Source organism: Streptosporangium sp. H16 (assembly GCF_051918855.1).
In the GTDB taxonomy this organism is placed as follows: Bacteria; Actinomycetota; Actinomycetes; order Streptosporangiales; family Streptosporangiaceae; genus Streptosporangium.
Genome location: NZ_JBPXMD010000061.1, coordinates 12,347 through 27,945 on the forward strand (window position 1 = coordinate 12,347; position 15,599 = coordinate 27,945).

General features: G+C 72.7%; 16 protein-coding genes. All 16 read right to left on the minus strand.

The genetic code is table 11. The features are described from left to right. Positions 1–24: 24 nt before the first annotated feature. Positions 25–507 carry a CBS domain-containing protein gene (locus ACTOQ2_RS42155; RefSeq protein ID WP_440107375.1) on the minus strand — a complete coding sequence of 161 codons (483 nt, stop codon included), beginning with the start codon at positions 505–507 and terminating at the stop codon, positions 25–27. After that, positions 507–1,373 (minus strand): universal stress protein, encoded by an 867-nt coding sequence (locus ACTOQ2_RS42160; protein ID WP_440107377.1) that lies wholly within the window; start codon positions 1,371–1,373, stop codon positions 507–509. The genes ACTOQ2_RS42155 and ACTOQ2_RS42160 overlap by 1 nt, the downstream gene beginning before the upstream one ends. A 133-nt stretch (positions 1,374–1,506) precedes the next feature. Beyond that, on the minus strand, positions 1,507–2,268 hold the full coding sequence (locus tag ACTOQ2_RS42165; RefSeq protein WP_440107379.1) for a sulfite exporter TauE/SafE family protein: 762 nt from the start codon (positions 2,266–2,268) through the stop codon (positions 1,507–1,509). Next, positions 2,265–2,870, minus strand: a complete 606-nt coding sequence (locus tag ACTOQ2_RS42170; RefSeq protein ID WP_440107381.1) for a rhodanese-like domain-containing protein — start codon at positions 2,868–2,870, stop codon at positions 2,265–2,267. Before ACTOQ2_RS42170 ends, ACTOQ2_RS42165 begins: the two co-directional genes overlap by 4 nt. A gap of 48 nt (positions 2,871–2,918) precedes the next feature. Next, entirely contained in the window at positions 2,919–4,250 is a 1,332-nt protein-coding gene (locus tag ACTOQ2_RS42175) for an MBL fold metallo-hydrolase (protein ID WP_440107383.1), read from the minus strand. Positions 4,251–4,503: 253 nt separating this feature from the next. Continuing rightward, complete coding sequence (locus ACTOQ2_RS42180) at positions 4,504–4,773, minus strand: metal-sensitive transcriptional regulator (RefSeq protein WP_440073775.1); 270 nt, start codon at positions 4,771–4,773, stop codon at positions 4,504–4,506. A 108-nt stretch (positions 4,774–4,881) separates the two neighbouring features. Next, a complete protein-coding gene (locus tag ACTOQ2_RS42185; RefSeq protein WP_440107386.1) occupies positions 4,882–5,778 on the minus strand; it encodes a universal stress protein in 897 nt (298 codons plus the stop codon). Positions 5,779–5,932: 154 nt separating this feature from the next. Next, on the minus strand, positions 5,933–8,644 hold the full coding sequence (fdhF, locus tag ACTOQ2_RS42190; protein ID WP_440107388.1) for a formate dehydrogenase subunit alpha: 2,712 nt from the start codon (positions 8,642–8,644) through the stop codon (positions 5,933–5,935). Then, a complete protein-coding gene (locus tag ACTOQ2_RS42195) occupies positions 8,641–10,329 on the minus strand; it encodes an NAD(P)H-dependent oxidoreductase subunit E (RefSeq protein WP_440107390.1) in 1,689 nt (562 codons plus the stop codon). The genes fdhF and ACTOQ2_RS42195 overlap by 4 nt, the downstream gene beginning before the upstream one ends. A 105-nt stretch (positions 10,330–10,434) precedes the next feature. Continuing rightward, entirely contained in the window at positions 10,435–10,944 is a 510-nt protein-coding gene (locus tag ACTOQ2_RS42200; protein WP_440107406.1) for a cation transporting ATPase C-terminal domain-containing protein, read from the minus strand. After that, positions 10,920–11,714, minus strand: a complete 795-nt coding sequence (locus tag ACTOQ2_RS42205) for a P-type ATPase (RefSeq protein WP_440107392.1) — start codon at positions 11,712–11,714, stop codon at positions 10,920–10,922. Before ACTOQ2_RS42205 ends, ACTOQ2_RS42200 begins: the two co-directional genes overlap by 25 nt. 178 nt (positions 11,715–11,892) lie before the next feature. Beyond that, on the minus strand, positions 11,893–12,480 hold the full coding sequence (locus ACTOQ2_RS42210) for a recombinase family protein (RefSeq protein ID WP_440107394.1): 588 nt from the start codon (positions 12,478–12,480) through the stop codon (positions 11,893–11,895). Positions 12,481–12,817: 337 nt separating this feature from the next. Continuing rightward, positions 12,818–13,651, minus strand: a complete 834-nt coding sequence (locus ACTOQ2_RS42215) for an ABC transporter permease (protein ID WP_440107396.1) — start codon at positions 13,649–13,651, stop codon at positions 12,818–12,820. After that, the gene (locus ACTOQ2_RS42220; protein ID WP_440107398.1) at positions 13,648–14,541 is read right to left on the minus strand and encodes an ABC transporter ATP-binding protein; all 894 of its coding nucleotides are present in this window, start codon (positions 14,539–14,541) and stop codon (positions 13,648–13,650) included. The genes ACTOQ2_RS42215 and ACTOQ2_RS42220 overlap by 4 nt, the downstream gene beginning before the upstream one ends. A gap of 122 nt (positions 14,542–14,663) precedes the next feature. Beyond that, complete coding sequence (locus tag ACTOQ2_RS42225) at positions 14,664–15,146, minus strand: Clp protease N-terminal domain-containing protein (RefSeq protein WP_440107400.1); 483 nt, start codon at positions 15,144–15,146, stop codon at positions 14,664–14,666. Then, positions 15,143–15,376, minus strand: a complete 234-nt coding sequence (locus ACTOQ2_RS42230) for a hypothetical protein (protein WP_440107402.1) — start codon at positions 15,374–15,376, stop codon at positions 15,143–15,145. The genes ACTOQ2_RS42225 and ACTOQ2_RS42230 overlap by 4 nt, the downstream gene beginning before the upstream one ends. Between the last annotated feature and the right edge of the window lie 223 nt (positions 15,377–15,599).

Sequence of the window (15,599 nt, forward strand, 5' to 3'; positions counted from 1 at the left end):
CACGTCAAGGGCAGGGTCTCTGCCTCATCCCGCGGGGACGTGGGAGGGCAGGACCGGGACCAGGCGGAACATTCCCGTCATCAGCTCGGGTGGTTCCCGGTGCTCGGGGAGGCGGCCGGCCACGGCCCGTAGCACGTCGGTGGCGGTCATCATCCCGGCCAGCCGGTGATCCTCCCCGATGACCCCGATCGCGTCGACGCCGGCGTCGAGCATCGCGGCCACCGCGTCGGCCAGGGGCGTGCCGGGCGTGGTGTGCGGGCGGCGGCGGTCGGCCAGCAGCGCGCGAACCCGCACCTGCGACTGCTCGACCGGGCCGCCGGACCAGTGGGCGGTGAGGTCCTCACGGGTCAAAATCCCGCGCAGGCAGCCATGCCCGTCGAGGACCGGCAGGTGATGGACCCCCGCACGACGCATGATCTCCCACGCCAGCAGCGGGGACTCCTCAAGATCGACGGCGACCAGGGTACGGCTCATCACCTGCGCCACGGTGAGGGCACCGATGTCCATCACGCCTCCCCCCGGGCCCGGACCACCGCGACGGGACAGCGGGCGTGATGCAGGACGCCGTGGCCGACCGAGCCCAGCATCGCCGAGCCGAACCTGCCCAGCCCCCGGGAACCGACGACGACCAGGTCCGCGGCGGCCGAGGCCTCGCAAAGGACACCGACCGGATGCCCGCAGACCAGCGTCTGCTCCACCTCGACCTGCGGGTACTTCTCCCGCCACGGGGTGAGCGTGCCGGCACACACCTGCCGCTCGGCGGCGAGGAGGTCCTCGACCAGGGGGGTGTAGACCAGGGCGCCCGGTCCCACCACGGGCATCTGCCAGGTGTGGATCGCCCGCAGCCCGGCGCCGCGCCGGGCGGCCTCCTCGAAGGCGTACTCCAGCGCCACCGCCGAATGGTCGGAGCCGTCGAAGCCCACCACGACCCGGTCGTAGGTCCGCTCCGGTACGTCCCTGACGACCACCACCGGGGTGGCCACGTGCCCGGCCAGGGCCAAAGAGACCGATCCGAGCAGCAACCCGGTGAACCCGCCCAGCCCGCGGCTGCCCAGCACGACCTGCTCGGCGTCCTCGGCCTCACGCCGCAGGATCTCGCCCACCCGGCCCGCCTCCAGCAGGGTCTCCACCTCCAGACGCGGCGCACGCCCCCGCGCCAGCGCGGCCGCGCCCTCCAGCACCCCCTGGCCGTACTCGGCGACGGAATCACGAAAACCCGGCGGGGTCTGGAGCGGGATGTCACCGGGCCACGGCTCGCACACATGAACGATCTTCAAGGCGCACCCGCGCCGCACCGCGTCGTCAACGGCCCATTCGACCGCACTGTCCGCGGGAGACGAACCGTCCACACCCACCACCACATGCGCTGCCATGCCGACCTCCTTGGCCTCCTTGGCCTCTCCCCTCCATTCCACCGGCCGGCGGCGCTTTCCGCAGCGGCCCAAAGACCCGTCCGTCAGGGACTTCCGACCCCCGCCGCGGCTGTCGACGCGGCGGTCCGCCGGCTCAGGCCGGCGCGATGATCTGCTGGGCCATCACGAACGCGCCCATCACCAGGACGAACCAGCCGAACGCCTTGCGTAGCCGATCGGGGCTGACCTGCTCGGCGCGTCGGCCGCCGAGCAGCCCGCCCACCGCGGCGGCGACGGTGACCACGGCCGCCAGATGCCAGTCGATGCTGACCGTGCTCAGGTAGCCGGCCAGCCCGGCCAGTGACTTCATGCTGATGACCAGCAGGGAGGTGCCAACGGCGGCAGCCATCGGCATGCCGCCGAGCAGTACGAGCGCGGGCACCACGAGGAAGCCCCCGCCCGCGCCGACCAGGCCGGTGACGACGCCGACGATCACCCCGTCCAGGATGATCTTGCTGAGGGGCAGATGCTCCCGCGTTTCCCCGTCGAAGGCCCGACGCCCGCGGATCATGGCGATCGCGGTGGTCACCATCATCACCGCGAACGCGCCGAGCAGCAGTCGCTCGGGCAGATGCGGCCCGACCAGGCCTCCGCCGTAGGCGCCGGCCATGCCGGCCGCGCCGAAGATCAGTCCGGTACGCCAGCGCACCTGGCCCGCGCGGGCGTGGGAGATGAGTGCGGTGACGCTGGTCACCGCGACCACCAGCAAGGACATGGCGATCGCGCTCTTGCCCGGTACTCCGGCGATGTACATGAGCATGGGCACCATGAGGATGGAGCCTCCCCCGCCGAACAGGCCGAGGGCCACGCCCACCGCGGCGGCCGCCGCCGCGGTGAGGGCCAGGGTTGCGGTCACGAGGTCGCCTGCTCGGCCGGGGGCCCGCCACGTAGCCGTCGCAGCGTGGCCTCGGCGTCGAAGCGCGGTCCCCGGTTGTAGGGCAGCCTGGCCAGGGCCATGCCCATGGCGCAGGTGTCGGTGACGGCGGCGAAGGTCAGCCCGGCACCGATCAACCCGGCCAGGTAGCGGGCCGGCGGCCACCAGACGCTGGCCAGCACCGAGGAGGCGACGATGCCACCGGCGACCAGGCGCACCTGCCGCTCCAGGCCCCAGCGCGACGCGTCGTTGTCATTGGCGCCGGAGGTGGGGCCGTCGGCCGCTTTCCAGGCGTTCATGCCGCCGGTCAGGACCGTGGAGCCGCTCAGGCCGGCGCCGGCGAGCTTGGCGCAGGCCTGGGTCGCGCGTCCACCGGCCTGACATACCAGGAGCAACTGGCCGCCGGCGTCGGCGACGATCCGGTTCAGATGGGCGTCGACCTGGTCGAGCGGAAGGTTGATGGCACCGGGAATATGGCAGGTGGCGTACTCGCCCGGGGTCCGCACGTCGACCACGAGCACGTCGGGGTTGGCCGCGATGAGCGCGCGGGCGGCGGACACGTCCATGGAAGGGATGGAGGTCATTCGTTTGGGGTCCTTGTCGTTCAGGAGGAATGGCGGGTCAAGGGGCGGTCAGGTGGCTGCGAGCTGTTCACGCAGGTCGGCCGCGCCGGCGCCGGTCAGCACGACCGGCTGGTAGCCGGACTGAAGCAGCAGGCCGGCCGCGATGGAGGCGCGCCTGCCGGAGCCGCAGGCGAGCAGGACCGGTCGTTGCGGGTCCAGCTCGGCGGGAACACCGTCGAACACCAGGTCGGGCAGGAAACGCTCGACGGCCCCGGGCAGCGGCGTGGCTCGCTGCTCGCTGGGCATCCGAACGTCCAGCAACTGCGCGCCGGGCGCGGTCAGCCGGGCGGCGAAGGCGGGCAGCTCCAGCAGCTCGAAGCTCGAGGTGGCCGCCTGGCCGAGGTCGGTGACGACGCCGAGCACGGTGTCGATACCGATCTGCGCGAGCTGGGTGATCGCCTCGCGGGTGTCCTGGCCGGGGGTGGCGACCAGGACGAGCGGGGTCTGGTAGGGCAGCAGCCAGCCGGCCCAGCTGCCGAAGTCGGTGCCGAGCTCGATGCCCACCGAGCCGGGCAGCAGGCCGGAGGCCTGAACGGCCCGGGGCCGGATGTCCAGCAGGCGGGCCCGGTCGGGTGCCTGCTCCAGGGTGAGCACCGGCACGTCGGTCGCGGGCATGGGTGGCACGCCGAGGGTGTTGGCGGGACCCATGTACCGGTAGAAGGCGGGAATCGGCATGGGGTCGGCCAGCAGGTGGTCGGCGAAGCTCTCGCGGTCGGCGATGGCCAGCAGCGGGTTGCCGGTGTTCTCCTCGGCGATGGTGGAGGTGTGGCGGCCCGCACCGGTGGTGGTGCAGAAGGAGCCTTCGCCGTGGGTGGGCAGCAGCCGGACGTTGCCCGGCAGATCGGCCAGGCGGCGCAGCGAGCCGTACTGGTGGCGGGCCAGGGCGCGTGCCCGTTCGGGCCCGAGCAGGTCCGGGCGGCCGGCGGAGGAGACCAGCAGGCTGCCGCCGGAGAAGACCGCCATCGGCTCGCCGTCGATCAGTACTAGGTAGGAGGTGTGCTCCGGGGTGTGTCCGGGGGTGTGGATGGGGCGCAGGGACAGGCCGTGCTCGCCGGGGATGTCCTCCAGGTGGAAGGCGGGCGTGTGCGGGTAGGCGGCCGCCGCCGCCGCGGGAAGCACGAGCTCGGCACCGGTGCGGTGAGCGGCCTGTCGGCCGCCGGAGACGTAGTCGTTGTGCAGGTGGGTCTCCAGCACGAAGCGCAGATCCACGTCGCGTTCGGCCGCGGCGGCCAGGAAGCGGTCGATGTCGCGTTGGGGGTCGACCAGCACGCCCTTGCCTTCGTGGGTGAGCAGATAGGACTGGTCGCCCAGTCCGGGTGTGCGGAAGGAGACGATTTCCATGAGGTGTGCCTTTCGTGTTTCATATACCCCGGGGGGTATTCGGGGGGCAAAAAAAGGAACAGTCCGGCCGGCTTCCCCTCTCCCGGCCCGGATCCGGCCGTCAGGGAATCGCCGGCCCGCCGTCAGGCGGCGGCGCCCCGACGGCGGAGACGGACCCCCTGCTTTCCATATACCCGGGGGGGTATCTGCACGACATGGTCGTACCCGAAATCGATCGGGTCCGGCCAGGAGAGGGATCAGGCCGGGAGGAGGATCAGGCCAGCGCCATGAACAGCTTCTCCAGCTGACCTCTGTCCATAGGAGCCTGCTCGCCGCGACTTTCTGCGGCCTCGCAGTAGCGCATCCCGGTGGCCACGATCTTGAAGCCGGCCCGGTCCAGCGCCTTGGAGACGGCGGCGAGCTGGGTCAGGACCTTCTCGCAGTCCTCCCCCGCCTCGATCATCGCGATCACGCCACCGAGCTGACCCTGAGCCCGCCGCAGGCGGGTGACGGCGTCGCCGAGCATCGACTCTTTCAGTTCCATGGCTTCACCATACCCAGGGGGGTATAAACGGGCAAATCGGCGGCACATCCACCGTGGACCTCGTGCCAACCGCGCGGTGCCTTCCTGGTGCCCTCCTGGTGCCCTCGCCTACCCGGTGGGCGGCGTGGGCGAGGAGCCGTGCTCCTCGCGGGACGGCACGACGGCCACGGGGCAGGACGCGTGCCTGACCATGGATCCGGGGATCGCTCCGAGGTGGCCGGTGCGAGCTGCCGTACGGCCCCTGCCGACCACGACGAGGCCGGCCTCGGCCGACGAGGCCAGCAGAGCCTCCCTGGGCGCGGTCGTGGCCGAACGCACCTCGAGGTGGACGTCCGCGTACTTCTGCCGCCACGGCGCGAGACGCTCCTCCACCCGCTCGCGGCAGGCCCGGGCCGAGTCTTCGAGATCGGGCACGTGGGCCATGGCGATGCCCCATGCCAGCTGGCGCGGGTGACCGGCGTGCACCACCCACAGGGGCAGACGCCGCAGGGCCGCCTCCTGGAACGCGAAATCCAGCACCGCGTCGGCCGTGGTGTCCTTGACACCCACGACGACGGGCCCCGGTCGCGGCAGTACGGGCACCCGGCCCGCTTCACGCACGATGATCACCGGAGATCGGGCGCGGGCCGCCACGAACGCCGCGACAGAGCCGATCATGAACCGGGCGGTCACCCCCTGGTCATGGGCGCCGACCACGAGCAGTTCCGCGTCGGCGGACAGCTCGACGAGCCGCTGCGCGGCCGAGCCCTCGTGAAGGTCGGTCACCACCTCGACGACCGCGGAGTGCGCGTGGGCGCATTTGGCGCCGTGGAGCAGCACGTGCTCGGCCGCCTTGCTCAGATGGAGCCTGGCCTCGCCGTCGGCCTCGCCGTACGGCCACCGCCACGCGTAGGCGACGGTGAGCGGGAGCCTGCGGCACTCCGCCTCCTCCGTCGCCCATTCCAGGGCCCGCAGGGAGAAGTCCGAACCGTCATAGCCGGCGACGATCCCGCGTTGTCTCGTCATGGTCCTCACCTCTGTTCCATCGTTCGGCGATGCCGAGCCTCATCAGCAGGGCGGAAGGTCCCGTCCTCGTGGGACCTTCTGCCTTTCGGCACGGGACCGCACCCGCCGGCCGGCCCGGGACGGGCCCGCCGGTGATCCGGGCGACGCGCGAGGGTCATTCACCCCGTCGCGCCGCGGCGGCGGGCCCGGGGATCAGCCGCACCGCGGTCACCTTGTACTCCGGGCACGACGTCACGGTGTCCGCGTGATCGGAGGTCAGGGTGTTGACCCCGCTGGAGGGGAAGTGGAAGGCGCAGAAGACCTGTCCGGGCACCAGGTCGTCGCTCAGACTGGCGGTCAGCGTGGCGCGGCCGTGGCGGCTCTCCACCGTGACCGGGTGGCCGTCGCGAAGACCGTACCGGGCGGCGTCGGCGGGGTGCAGGTCGAGCCGGTCGGTGTCATCCAGCAGGATGTTGCCCGTGCGGCGGGTCATCCCGCCGGAGTTGTAGTGGGCCCAGCGCCGTCCGGTCACCAGGATCACCGGGTAGTGGTCGTCGGGGTTCTCCCCCGGCGGGAGATAGGGGCAGGCGGCCAGGTGCGCCCGCCCGTCGGGGGTGGCGAACCGCTCCCGGTGGAGTCTGGCCTGCCCGGGGCCGCCGGGATCGGGGCACGGCCACGCGATGGCGCCCTCCCGGTCCAGGCGTTCGTGGGACAGCCCCGCGAACAGGGGCGTCACCCGGCCGCATTCGGCCAGCGCCTCGGCCGGCGTCCGGCAGCCCAGATCCACCCCCAGCGCCGAGGCCAGGGCGTGCACGACCGCGAAGTCGGTCATGGCCTCTCCCGGCGGGGCCAGGGCGGGACGCACCCGTTGGAAGCGGCGGTCGAAGTTGACGAAGGTGCCGTCCTTCTCCAGCCAGGACGCGGCCGGCAGCACGACGTCGGCGCGGCGGGCGGTCTGGGACAGAAACAGCTCCTGGCAGACGACGAGCGGGCAGGCCTCCAGTGCCTCGGCCACCCGGGTGGCGTCCGGGTCGGTGGCGCACACGTCCTCCCCCACGATCCACAGTGCCCCAAGCGCTCCCGCGCGGGCGGCCGCGAACATCTCCGGGATGCGCATCCCGGGCCGGTCCGGCACCGGCGCCCCCCACACGTCCTCGGCCCTGGCCCGGGCGAGCGGATCGGTCACCTTGCCGTACCCGGGCAGGACATCGGGCAGCGCGCCCATGTCGGAGGCGCCTTGGACGTTGTTCTGGCCGCGCAGCGGGTTCACCCCGAAGCCGCGCGCCGTGCCGACCGCACCGCGCAGGATCGCCAGATTGGCCAGGGCGCGTACTCCGTCGGTGCCGTGCAGGTGCTCGGTGACCCCCAGCCCGTAGATGATCGCCGGTCGTTCGGCCCGCCCGTAGAGCCGGGCCGCGGCGACCAGGTCCTCGGCGGGGACGCCGGTCAGGGCGCTCACCCGGTCCGGCGGGTAGTCGGTGAGCAGTGCGAGGAGCTCGGGCAGGCCTCCGGCGCGGCGGCGCAGGAACTCCTCGTCGGCCAGGCCTTCGGCCCAGAGCGTGTGCGCCAGCCCGTGAAACAGGGCGACATTGGTTCCGGGGCGGGGCCGCAGGTGCACGTCGGCGTAGCGGGCCAGCCCGACGGCCCTGGGGTCGGCGACGACGAGCCGCGCCCCGCGCAGGACTTTCTGCAGCAGCCGTGCGCCGATCACCGGGTGGGCCTCGATCGGGTTGGCGCCCACCAGCAGCAGGCAGTCGGCCGTCTCGACGTCGTCGAAGGTGTCGGTGCCGCCGGACAGGCCGAACGAGGCGGTCAGCCCGGCGGCCGAGGGGGCGTGGCAGAGCCGGGAGCAGTTGTCGATGTTGTTGGTGCCGACCGCGACCCGCATGAACTTCTGGATCAGATAGTTCTCCTCGTTGGTGGCCCTCGCCGAGGAGATCGCCGCCACCGCGTCGGGGCCGCCGGCGGCGACGGCGGCCCGCAGGCCGCGGGCGACGTGCTCCAGGGCCTCCTGCCAGGTCACCGGCTCCAGGCGGCCGTCGCGGCGCAGCAACGGCCGGGCGAGGCGTTCGGGGGAACGCAGGAAGCCGTGGGCGAAGCGGCCCTTGACGCAGGCGTGCCCGCGGTTGACCGGGCCTTCGTGGTCCGGCAGGACGGCCGCGACCTGGCCCTCACGGGTGAGTACCTCCAAAGAACAGCCGACGCCGCAGTAGCCGCACGTGGTCACCGTCCGTGTCACCGTCCGTGCCGGGGCCGCCGTCCCGCCGCCGAGCGGCAGTCCGGGCTCGGTGAGCGCCCCGGTGGGGCAGGTGTCGACGCAGCCGCCGCAGGCGACGCAGTCGGACTGCGCCCACGGCCCGCCCGTGCCGGGGGCGACCACCGTGTCGGCGCCCCTGCCTGTCAGGGTGAGGGCGAACGTGCCCTGCACCTCGGCGCACATGCGCACGCACCGGCCGCAGGCGATGCACAGATCCCGGTCCAGGTGGACGTAGGGGTGGCTGTCGTCGCGGCCCCGGCCACCGCGCCCCTGGGCGGCCTGCGGCGCGATCCCCATCGCGTGGCAGACCCGGGCCAGCTCGCGGTCGTCCACACCGCCGTCCAGCGCGTAGGGCGGCAGGGCCGCGACGATCACCTCCACGGCCTCGCGGCGCAGCGCCCGCAACGCGTCGCCGGCGACCTCGACCACCGTGCCGTCGACGGCCGGGGTCACGCACGCGGCCACCACGTTCCCGCCCGATCTCACCAGGCAGGTGCGGCAGGAGCCCTCCGGGGTCAGCCGGTCGTCATGGCACAGCGTGGGCAGCTCGGCTCCGGCCAGGCGCACCGCGGCGAGCAGCGAGGCGCCCTGGGCCGGCCGGACGGTGATGCCGTCGACGGTGACTCTCACGGGTCCCACCCCTTCAGCCGGTCCCCGTAGGCGCGGGCGAGGCTGCGCACGGCGGCGGGGACCCGCCGCCCGAAGGCGCACAGGCTGGCCTGGCCCATCACCCGCAGCAGCCGCGCGTACTCCTCGCCGGGGGGCGTACCGGAGGCGGTGATCTCCAGGCCGCGGCGGGAGCCGACCCGGCACGGCGAGCAGGCCCCGCAGCTCTCGGCGGCGGCGAACTCCCACACGTGCCGCAGCACCTCCCGCGGTTCCACGCGCCGGTCGAAGGCGACGAGGCCGGCGTGCCCGAGCGCCGCGCCGCGGCTCGTCAGATCGGCGTCGGTCAGCGGCACGTCCAGCCGATCGGGGGCCAGGAAGCCGCCCAGCGGCCCGCCCACCTGCAAAACGCCCAGCCGCGCCCCCTCGCGCAGGCCGCCGCCCAGTTCGTTGACGATGCCGAGCACCGAGGTGCCGAGTTCGACCTCGTAGCAGCCGGGCCTGGCGAACCGCTCGGACAGGCAGACCAGCTTCGTGCCGGTCTCGGCCCGCGTGCCGCGACGGGCGTACGCGTCGCCGCCCCGCCGCACGATCCAGGGGAGGGCGGCCAGCGTCTCGACGTTGTTGACCACGGTGGGGGCGTCCCACAGGCCCTGCCGCGTCGGGTAGGGCGGCCGCGACCGGGCGCACCCGCGTCCTCCCTCCAGCCCGGCGATCAGGGCGGTCTCCTCGCCGGCCACGTAGGAGCCGGCGCCCTCGGCCACCTCGACGTCGAGCTCCAGGTCGCTGCCGTGGATCCGGCGTCCCAGGTGCCCGTCCTGGTAGGCCTTCCGCACCGCGGCCCGCATCCGGGCCAGCGCCCGCGGGTACTCCGAGCGCACCAGCACCACGGCGCGGCGGGCATGGCAGGCCAGGCAGGCCAGGGCCAGTCCTTCCAGTACCCGCTCCGGGTCGGCCTCCATCAGCAGCCGGTCGGCGTAGGATCCGGGGTCGCCCTCGTCGCCGTTGGCGACCACCACGGTGTCGGGTGAGCCGCCGGTGGCCGCCCACTTGGCGGCCACCGGGAATCCGGCTCCTCCGCGCCCTCGCAGCCCGGAGGCCGCCACCTCGGCCTGGATCTGCTCCGGGGTGCGCACCCCCACCGTTCGCGGCCACACCTGCCAGGAGGCCTCTCCGGCGACGACGCCGGCGAGCACCACCGGATCACCGGTGGCGTCGGCGGCCGGGATCGAGGGGGCCCGTGGCGGTCGGCGGCCGGAGAGCTGGCCGGCGAGGTCCGGGCCGGTGCAGGGGGTGTCGCCGTCGAGACAGGCCGGGCCCGCGTAGCAGTAGCCCAGGCAGCGGACCGTCTGCAGCGACACCCGCGGATCGGGGTCGGCGCTGTCGGCGGCGGCACCGAGCGCGTTCTCGACCTCGGCCAGGTGGCAGCCGGCGCGGGCGGCGAAGCAGGCCGCGGCGGTGCAGACCCGCACGTGGCGGCGACCGTGCCGGGCGGCGAGGTCGGCGTAGAAGGTGGCCGGTCCCAGCCCGGCGGCCGCCGGCAGCCCGAGCCGCCTCGCCGCCTCGGGTGCCCACGCCTGCGGGCCTTCCGGCGATCCGGCGGCGGCCCTGGCCAGGGCCGCCGTCAGCGCCTCCGCCAGCCGGGCACCGGGACGTCCACGCCGGTTGGCCAGCGCGCGGAAGGCGTCGAAACGGCCGGCCGGACCCATACCTTCATCATGGACCCGCTCCCTCCACCCCATCGGGTTGCGGGGATCCACCCGGGAGGGACTTTTAGTCCTTGACTACCCTTTCTCGACCTTTGGTGAGGTGTTTCACCTCTCGGCCTGACCGGGCGGCGAAGGGGCCGCCGCGCCTCGGACCGGCCAGACCGGCCGGACCGGCCAGACCGGCCGGACCGGCCAGACCGGCCAGACCGGCCGGACCGGCCGGACCAGCCGGCGCCCCGTGCGGCCCCGTTCCCTGTCTTGAATCGCCTTGTGCAGCGCGTCGGCCCCCACGACGGCGGGAACGGCCAGCGCCGCCAGCGCCCAGCCCGCGGGCGGGGGGAACGATCCGCCGAGGAGGCCCGGCAGCGGTGGCACGCCGAGGAAGACCACCAGCAGCACGGCCTCGACCGCGACCGCCCAGAGCAGCAGGGGGTTGCCCGCCCACCGCCGGCGCCCCATCGGCCGGGTCTCGCTGCGGCAGGCGAAGGCGTTGGCGAGCTGGCCGAGGACCACGGCGGCGAAAGCCGTGCCGGAGGCCGCGGCGAGCAGAGCCGGTGACGGCTCGGCTCCCAGCGTCCAACCGCCCAGCATCAGCACGGCGACGAAGCCCGCCATCTCCACGGCGGCCTCCGCGGGTCGCCGGTGATCATGGCGAGTTTGATCCCGGCCAGGCGGCACCTTTCGATCGCCTCCGCGACGTCCTCGCGAGGCGGATCCTCCAGGCCCACCAGGCCGAGCAGCGTCAGGTCCCGCTCGACGTCCGTGGCGGTCTGCGTGGCGGTCTGCGCGGCGGAGACCACCGGGGCGGCGCGGCGGGCGACGGCCAGGACGCGAAGCCCTCGCCGGCGCATGTCCTGCAGCGCCTGTTCGGCCCCCGGCGCCGCCGCGCACAGCGGCAGGACCGTGTCAGGGGCGCCCTTGAGGTGGAGCACGCCGTCGACGATCACCGAGGAGCGGCGGCGGACGGGGTCGAACGGCAGGCGCCTGGTGATCGTCCCGTCCTCGCTCGATCCGGCACGCAGGGCCAGCGCGTGCAGGGCCACCTCCATCGGGTCTCCCACCGGCTTCCACCGCCCGTTCGCGCGCACCAGCCGCCCGGTCGAGCTGAGCACGGCCGAGCGCATGATCTCGGCGGCGGACGCCGGATCGGCCAGCCGGGTGCGTGGCCCGGTGGCCGTCACGACGGCGGCCGCCTCCCCCTCGACGACGAAGGTCCCCGCGAAGACGGTGGCCTTCTCGCGAGGCCGGCGCGGCACGCTCTCCCCGGTCAGCATCGACTCGTTGACCGCCAGCTCGTGCGTCTCGGCAAGCTCCAGATCAGCGGAGATCCGGTCGCCCGCCTCCAGCAGCACGAGGTCGCCCGTGACCAGATCCGCGGCGTTCACCACCGTGCGGCGCCGGTCCCGGACGACCTTGGCATCGGCCGGTATCAGTTCCCGCAGCCGCCGGCCCGCCTTGTCGGCCCGGTATTCGGGGCTTGAGCAGCAACCAAGCGGCCAGTCACGATAAGGAGCCCGGCGGGCGTCTCTTACCGTGACTGGCCGTTCTGATGCGGGTGGCGGGTCAGTCTTCGTCTGCTGCGGGATCGGATGAGGCCTTGGCCTCTGCGAGGGTCTTGTGGACGCCCCCGACGGAGACCTTCACCCCGGCAGCGATGGTGCGGATGGATTCCCCGCGCCGGCGGCGGTCGAGTATCGCGGCGCGCCTGTCGTCGTCGACCACGGGTCGGCGGCCGCCGACCTTGCCTTGCTTGCGGGCGGTCTCCAGGCCGTTCTTGGTCTTGCGGACGATGTCGCGGCGGCGGTCCTCGGCCAGGGCGAGGGCCAGGTCGAGGATGAAGGAGCGTTCGGTGTGCTCGCCGACGGCGATGCCCTCCAGGACCTTGACGCCGACGCCTTGCTGGAACAGGTCGTTGAGGACGATGAGTCCTTCCAGGAGGTTGCGGCCGAGCCGGTCGACCTCCTGGACGGTCAGCAGGTCGCCTTCGCGGATGTAGGACAGCGCGGTGAGAAGGTCGGGCCGGTCGGCGGTGGCGAGCTTGCCGCTGGTCTTCTCCTCGATGACCTTCAGGCAGATCGGGCTGAGGGCGTCGTGCTGCCGCTGAGTCTTGTGCTTGTCAGTGCTGACCCGGACCAGGCCGATGAACGCCATCGCGAAGCACCTCCGTTCATCAAACACCTCGTGCGAGGTATCCGAACGGTAGCGGAAGACGACCAAAGATGAACGGCAAAATGAACACTCGAACCGGACACGGCACACGGAGACGCTGTTCGGCGGGGTGTCCTTGTTCGCGTTCGTCAAACGTTCGTTAGATGAACATCCGGACCGGCTACGGAAGATCGTCTTGTTGTCGGCAGCGAGGACGTCAATGGGCGCTGCCGGTTGACGTCGGTGGATCGGCAGCGAAAACGAACGTGTCACCAGCCGCAGTGCACCACCGCGTCCGGAGTCAGGGATCGGCTGGTCACCGTCGTGACGGTCATGGCCTTCACCCGATCCGCTGCAGGGCACGCTCACGGCGTGCCGCCACCGTCGAGCCGGATTCCCCGCGTGCCATCCGCCGCAGCACGACCGGCGCCATGAGCAGGCCGAGCAGCGCCCAGGCGCCCAGCACTCCGGCGGTCTCCAGGTGTCGCCAGGACTCACCGATCTCGACGACGACCGCCGCGTCCGGCAGCAGGGCCGAGCGCATGCCGAGCCCCATCCAGTAGATGGGGAAGATCTGGGCGATCCACTGCAACCACTCGGGCAGTGCGGTGATCGGGTAGAAGATGCCGGAGATGCCGATCACGGCGAGGAATGGCAGCTGGACCAGCCCTTGGGCGCGGGCAGTGGTGAACATCGAGCCCAGGACCGCGCCGATGGGCAGGGTCGCGACCAGGCCGAGCGCCAGTACCCAGGCCAGAGCGGGCCAGGATTCCGGGCCGATCCGCAGGCCCTCGACGAGGAGCACGGCGGGCACCAGGAAGATCACCAGGTCGGCCAGCAGGCCGCCGGACACCGAGATCACCTTGCCGATCAGGTAAGCGGGCATCCCGTGCGGGGTCGCCTTGGCGCGCAGCAGCGTGCCGTCCTCGCGGTCGGCGGTGAGCTGCTGGCTCATGCCGATCATGCCGGTCGCGACGTTCATGCCGAGGATGCCGGGTAAGGCCACGGCGCCGAGCAGGAGAGCGCCGACCGGCAGGTCCCGGATGAAGAACAGCGTGGCCACCATCAGGGCGGGCCACAGGAAGTGGGAGAACAGCTCGGCGCCGTTGGTGAACGACTGCCGCAGCTCGATCAGGCCCCGGGACCAGCCCGCGCGCAGTACGGTCGCGTTCATCGGGCCACCTCCTCGGCCTCGCGCACCAGCGCCAGGTAGGTCTGCTCCAGCGAGGCCCGGTGGACCTCCAGCTCCTGGACGTCGTCGCCGTGGCGGACGAACAGCTCGCGGGCGAACGTGGTCGAGTCGGGCGTCCGCTCGACGTACCGGCGCCTATCGCGCACCCAGCGCACCTCGTCCTCGCCGGCGATCCGCCGTGCCAGCTCGGCGGCGGTGCCGTCGGCGACGATCCGGCCGCCGTTCAGTACGAGGATGCGGTCGGCCAGCTTCTCGGCCTCGTCCAGGTCGTGGGTGGTGAGCAGGACGGTGGTCTCGCGGGCGTCGGCCAGGTCGCGTATGAGAGCGTGGAAGTCGGACCTGGCCTGCGGGTCGAAGCCGGTGGTCGGCTCGTCGAGGAACAGCACCTCGGGGCGCCCCACGAGGCCGATCGCCACGTCCAGCCTGCGCCGCTGGCCGCCCGACAGTGCCTTGAGCTTCTTTCCGGCGTGCTCGGTCAGGCCGACTCTCTCGATCAGCTCGTCGGGGTCCCAAGGCCGCGAGATCCCGGGGACGGCGTAGGGGGCGTAGTAGGTGCCGAGGTGGGCGAGGAACTCGCCTACCCGCCATTTGCCGTGGTCGCGCCAGGACTGCAGCACGATCCCGAGCCTGGCCCGCCACTGCTCGTCGCCATGCGCGGGATCGGCGCCGAGCACCGAGACCCGGCCCTGCGACCGGATGCGGAAGCCCTCCAGTATCTCGATCGTGGTGGTCTTGCCCGCGCCGTTCGGACCCAGCAAGGCCAGAACCTCGCCGTGGCGGGCCTGGAACGTGACGTCGTGCAGGACGTCGAGCGAGCCGTAGCGCATGCGCAGCCCGTCGACGTCGAGCACGACGCCGTTGCTCTTCGTCATGAAATGACCTCTCTTCGTGATCAGATGCCCTCGTGCCGGAGCACATGCCGGCGCAAGCCCGGTACGAGGGCATGGCGCATCGCGGCCCGAACCGGGCCGGAGCGTGGGGACAGGGGTGCCGGTTACCAGTTTTCGCGCGCGAGCGTCTCCTGGAGGAGATCCATCAGGCCGGCCCGGTCGAGGCCGGCCAGGGCGAGCGCGCGCGGCACGGTACCGACGTCGGCGCTCAGGACGCCGAGCAGCAGATGGGCAGGACGCAGGTCCTTCTTGCCCTTGGCGGCGGCGAAGCCGCGTTCGAGCGCGAGCCGGGCGGAGGCGCCGGGCTTCGGATGATCCTTGGGGTCACGGAAGGGTTTCGGAAGGTCGTAGGAGGCGAGGGACACCCCGACCGCGCCGAGGCTGTGCTCGAACTCCCGGTCCAGCGCGTCCCTGATCGCCTGCCGCCCGAGCCCCGCCGCCGTCAGCACGCGGTGCGCGGCGGTGCCCTCGACGGCGGCGATGGCCAGCAGGAGGTGGTGGGCCTCGGTGGCGGCAGAGCTTTCCTCCCGCGCCTCGGCCGCTCCCCGCACGATGATGTCGTTGATGTAGTGGTCGATCGTGCTCACTGTCGTCTCCTCAGCGTCACGCCGGCGGCGATGAGCCGCTTGGCGTGCTTCTTGTGGACCGCCTGGCGAGTGACGCCCAGCGCCTCGGCGACCTCCGGCCAGCCCCACCCGGCGCGCATGGCCTGCTCCACGGCGGCGTCCTCGAGCTGGTCGGACAGGCGCCGCAGCGCCGCGACCGCCGCGAGCGCGTCGGCGGGATCCTGGGGTACGGTTGCGTCTTGTGCCGGCATACAAGCAACCTTAGTTGCCTATTTCGAGAATAGTCAACTGTGGTTGCTTGAGCGCCCGAGGCTCGGGGCAGGGCGCCCCGGTCCGACCCAACACGGCACCCCGTGTTGGTCAGATCTCGTCGTCGTCCTCGGTGGCGTCCGGGTCACGCAGGTCGCGGATGGCGCCGGGCGCGAGGTCGGGCAGGGCGAAGGTGTAGGTGCCGTGGACGCCGAGGTGGGAGTG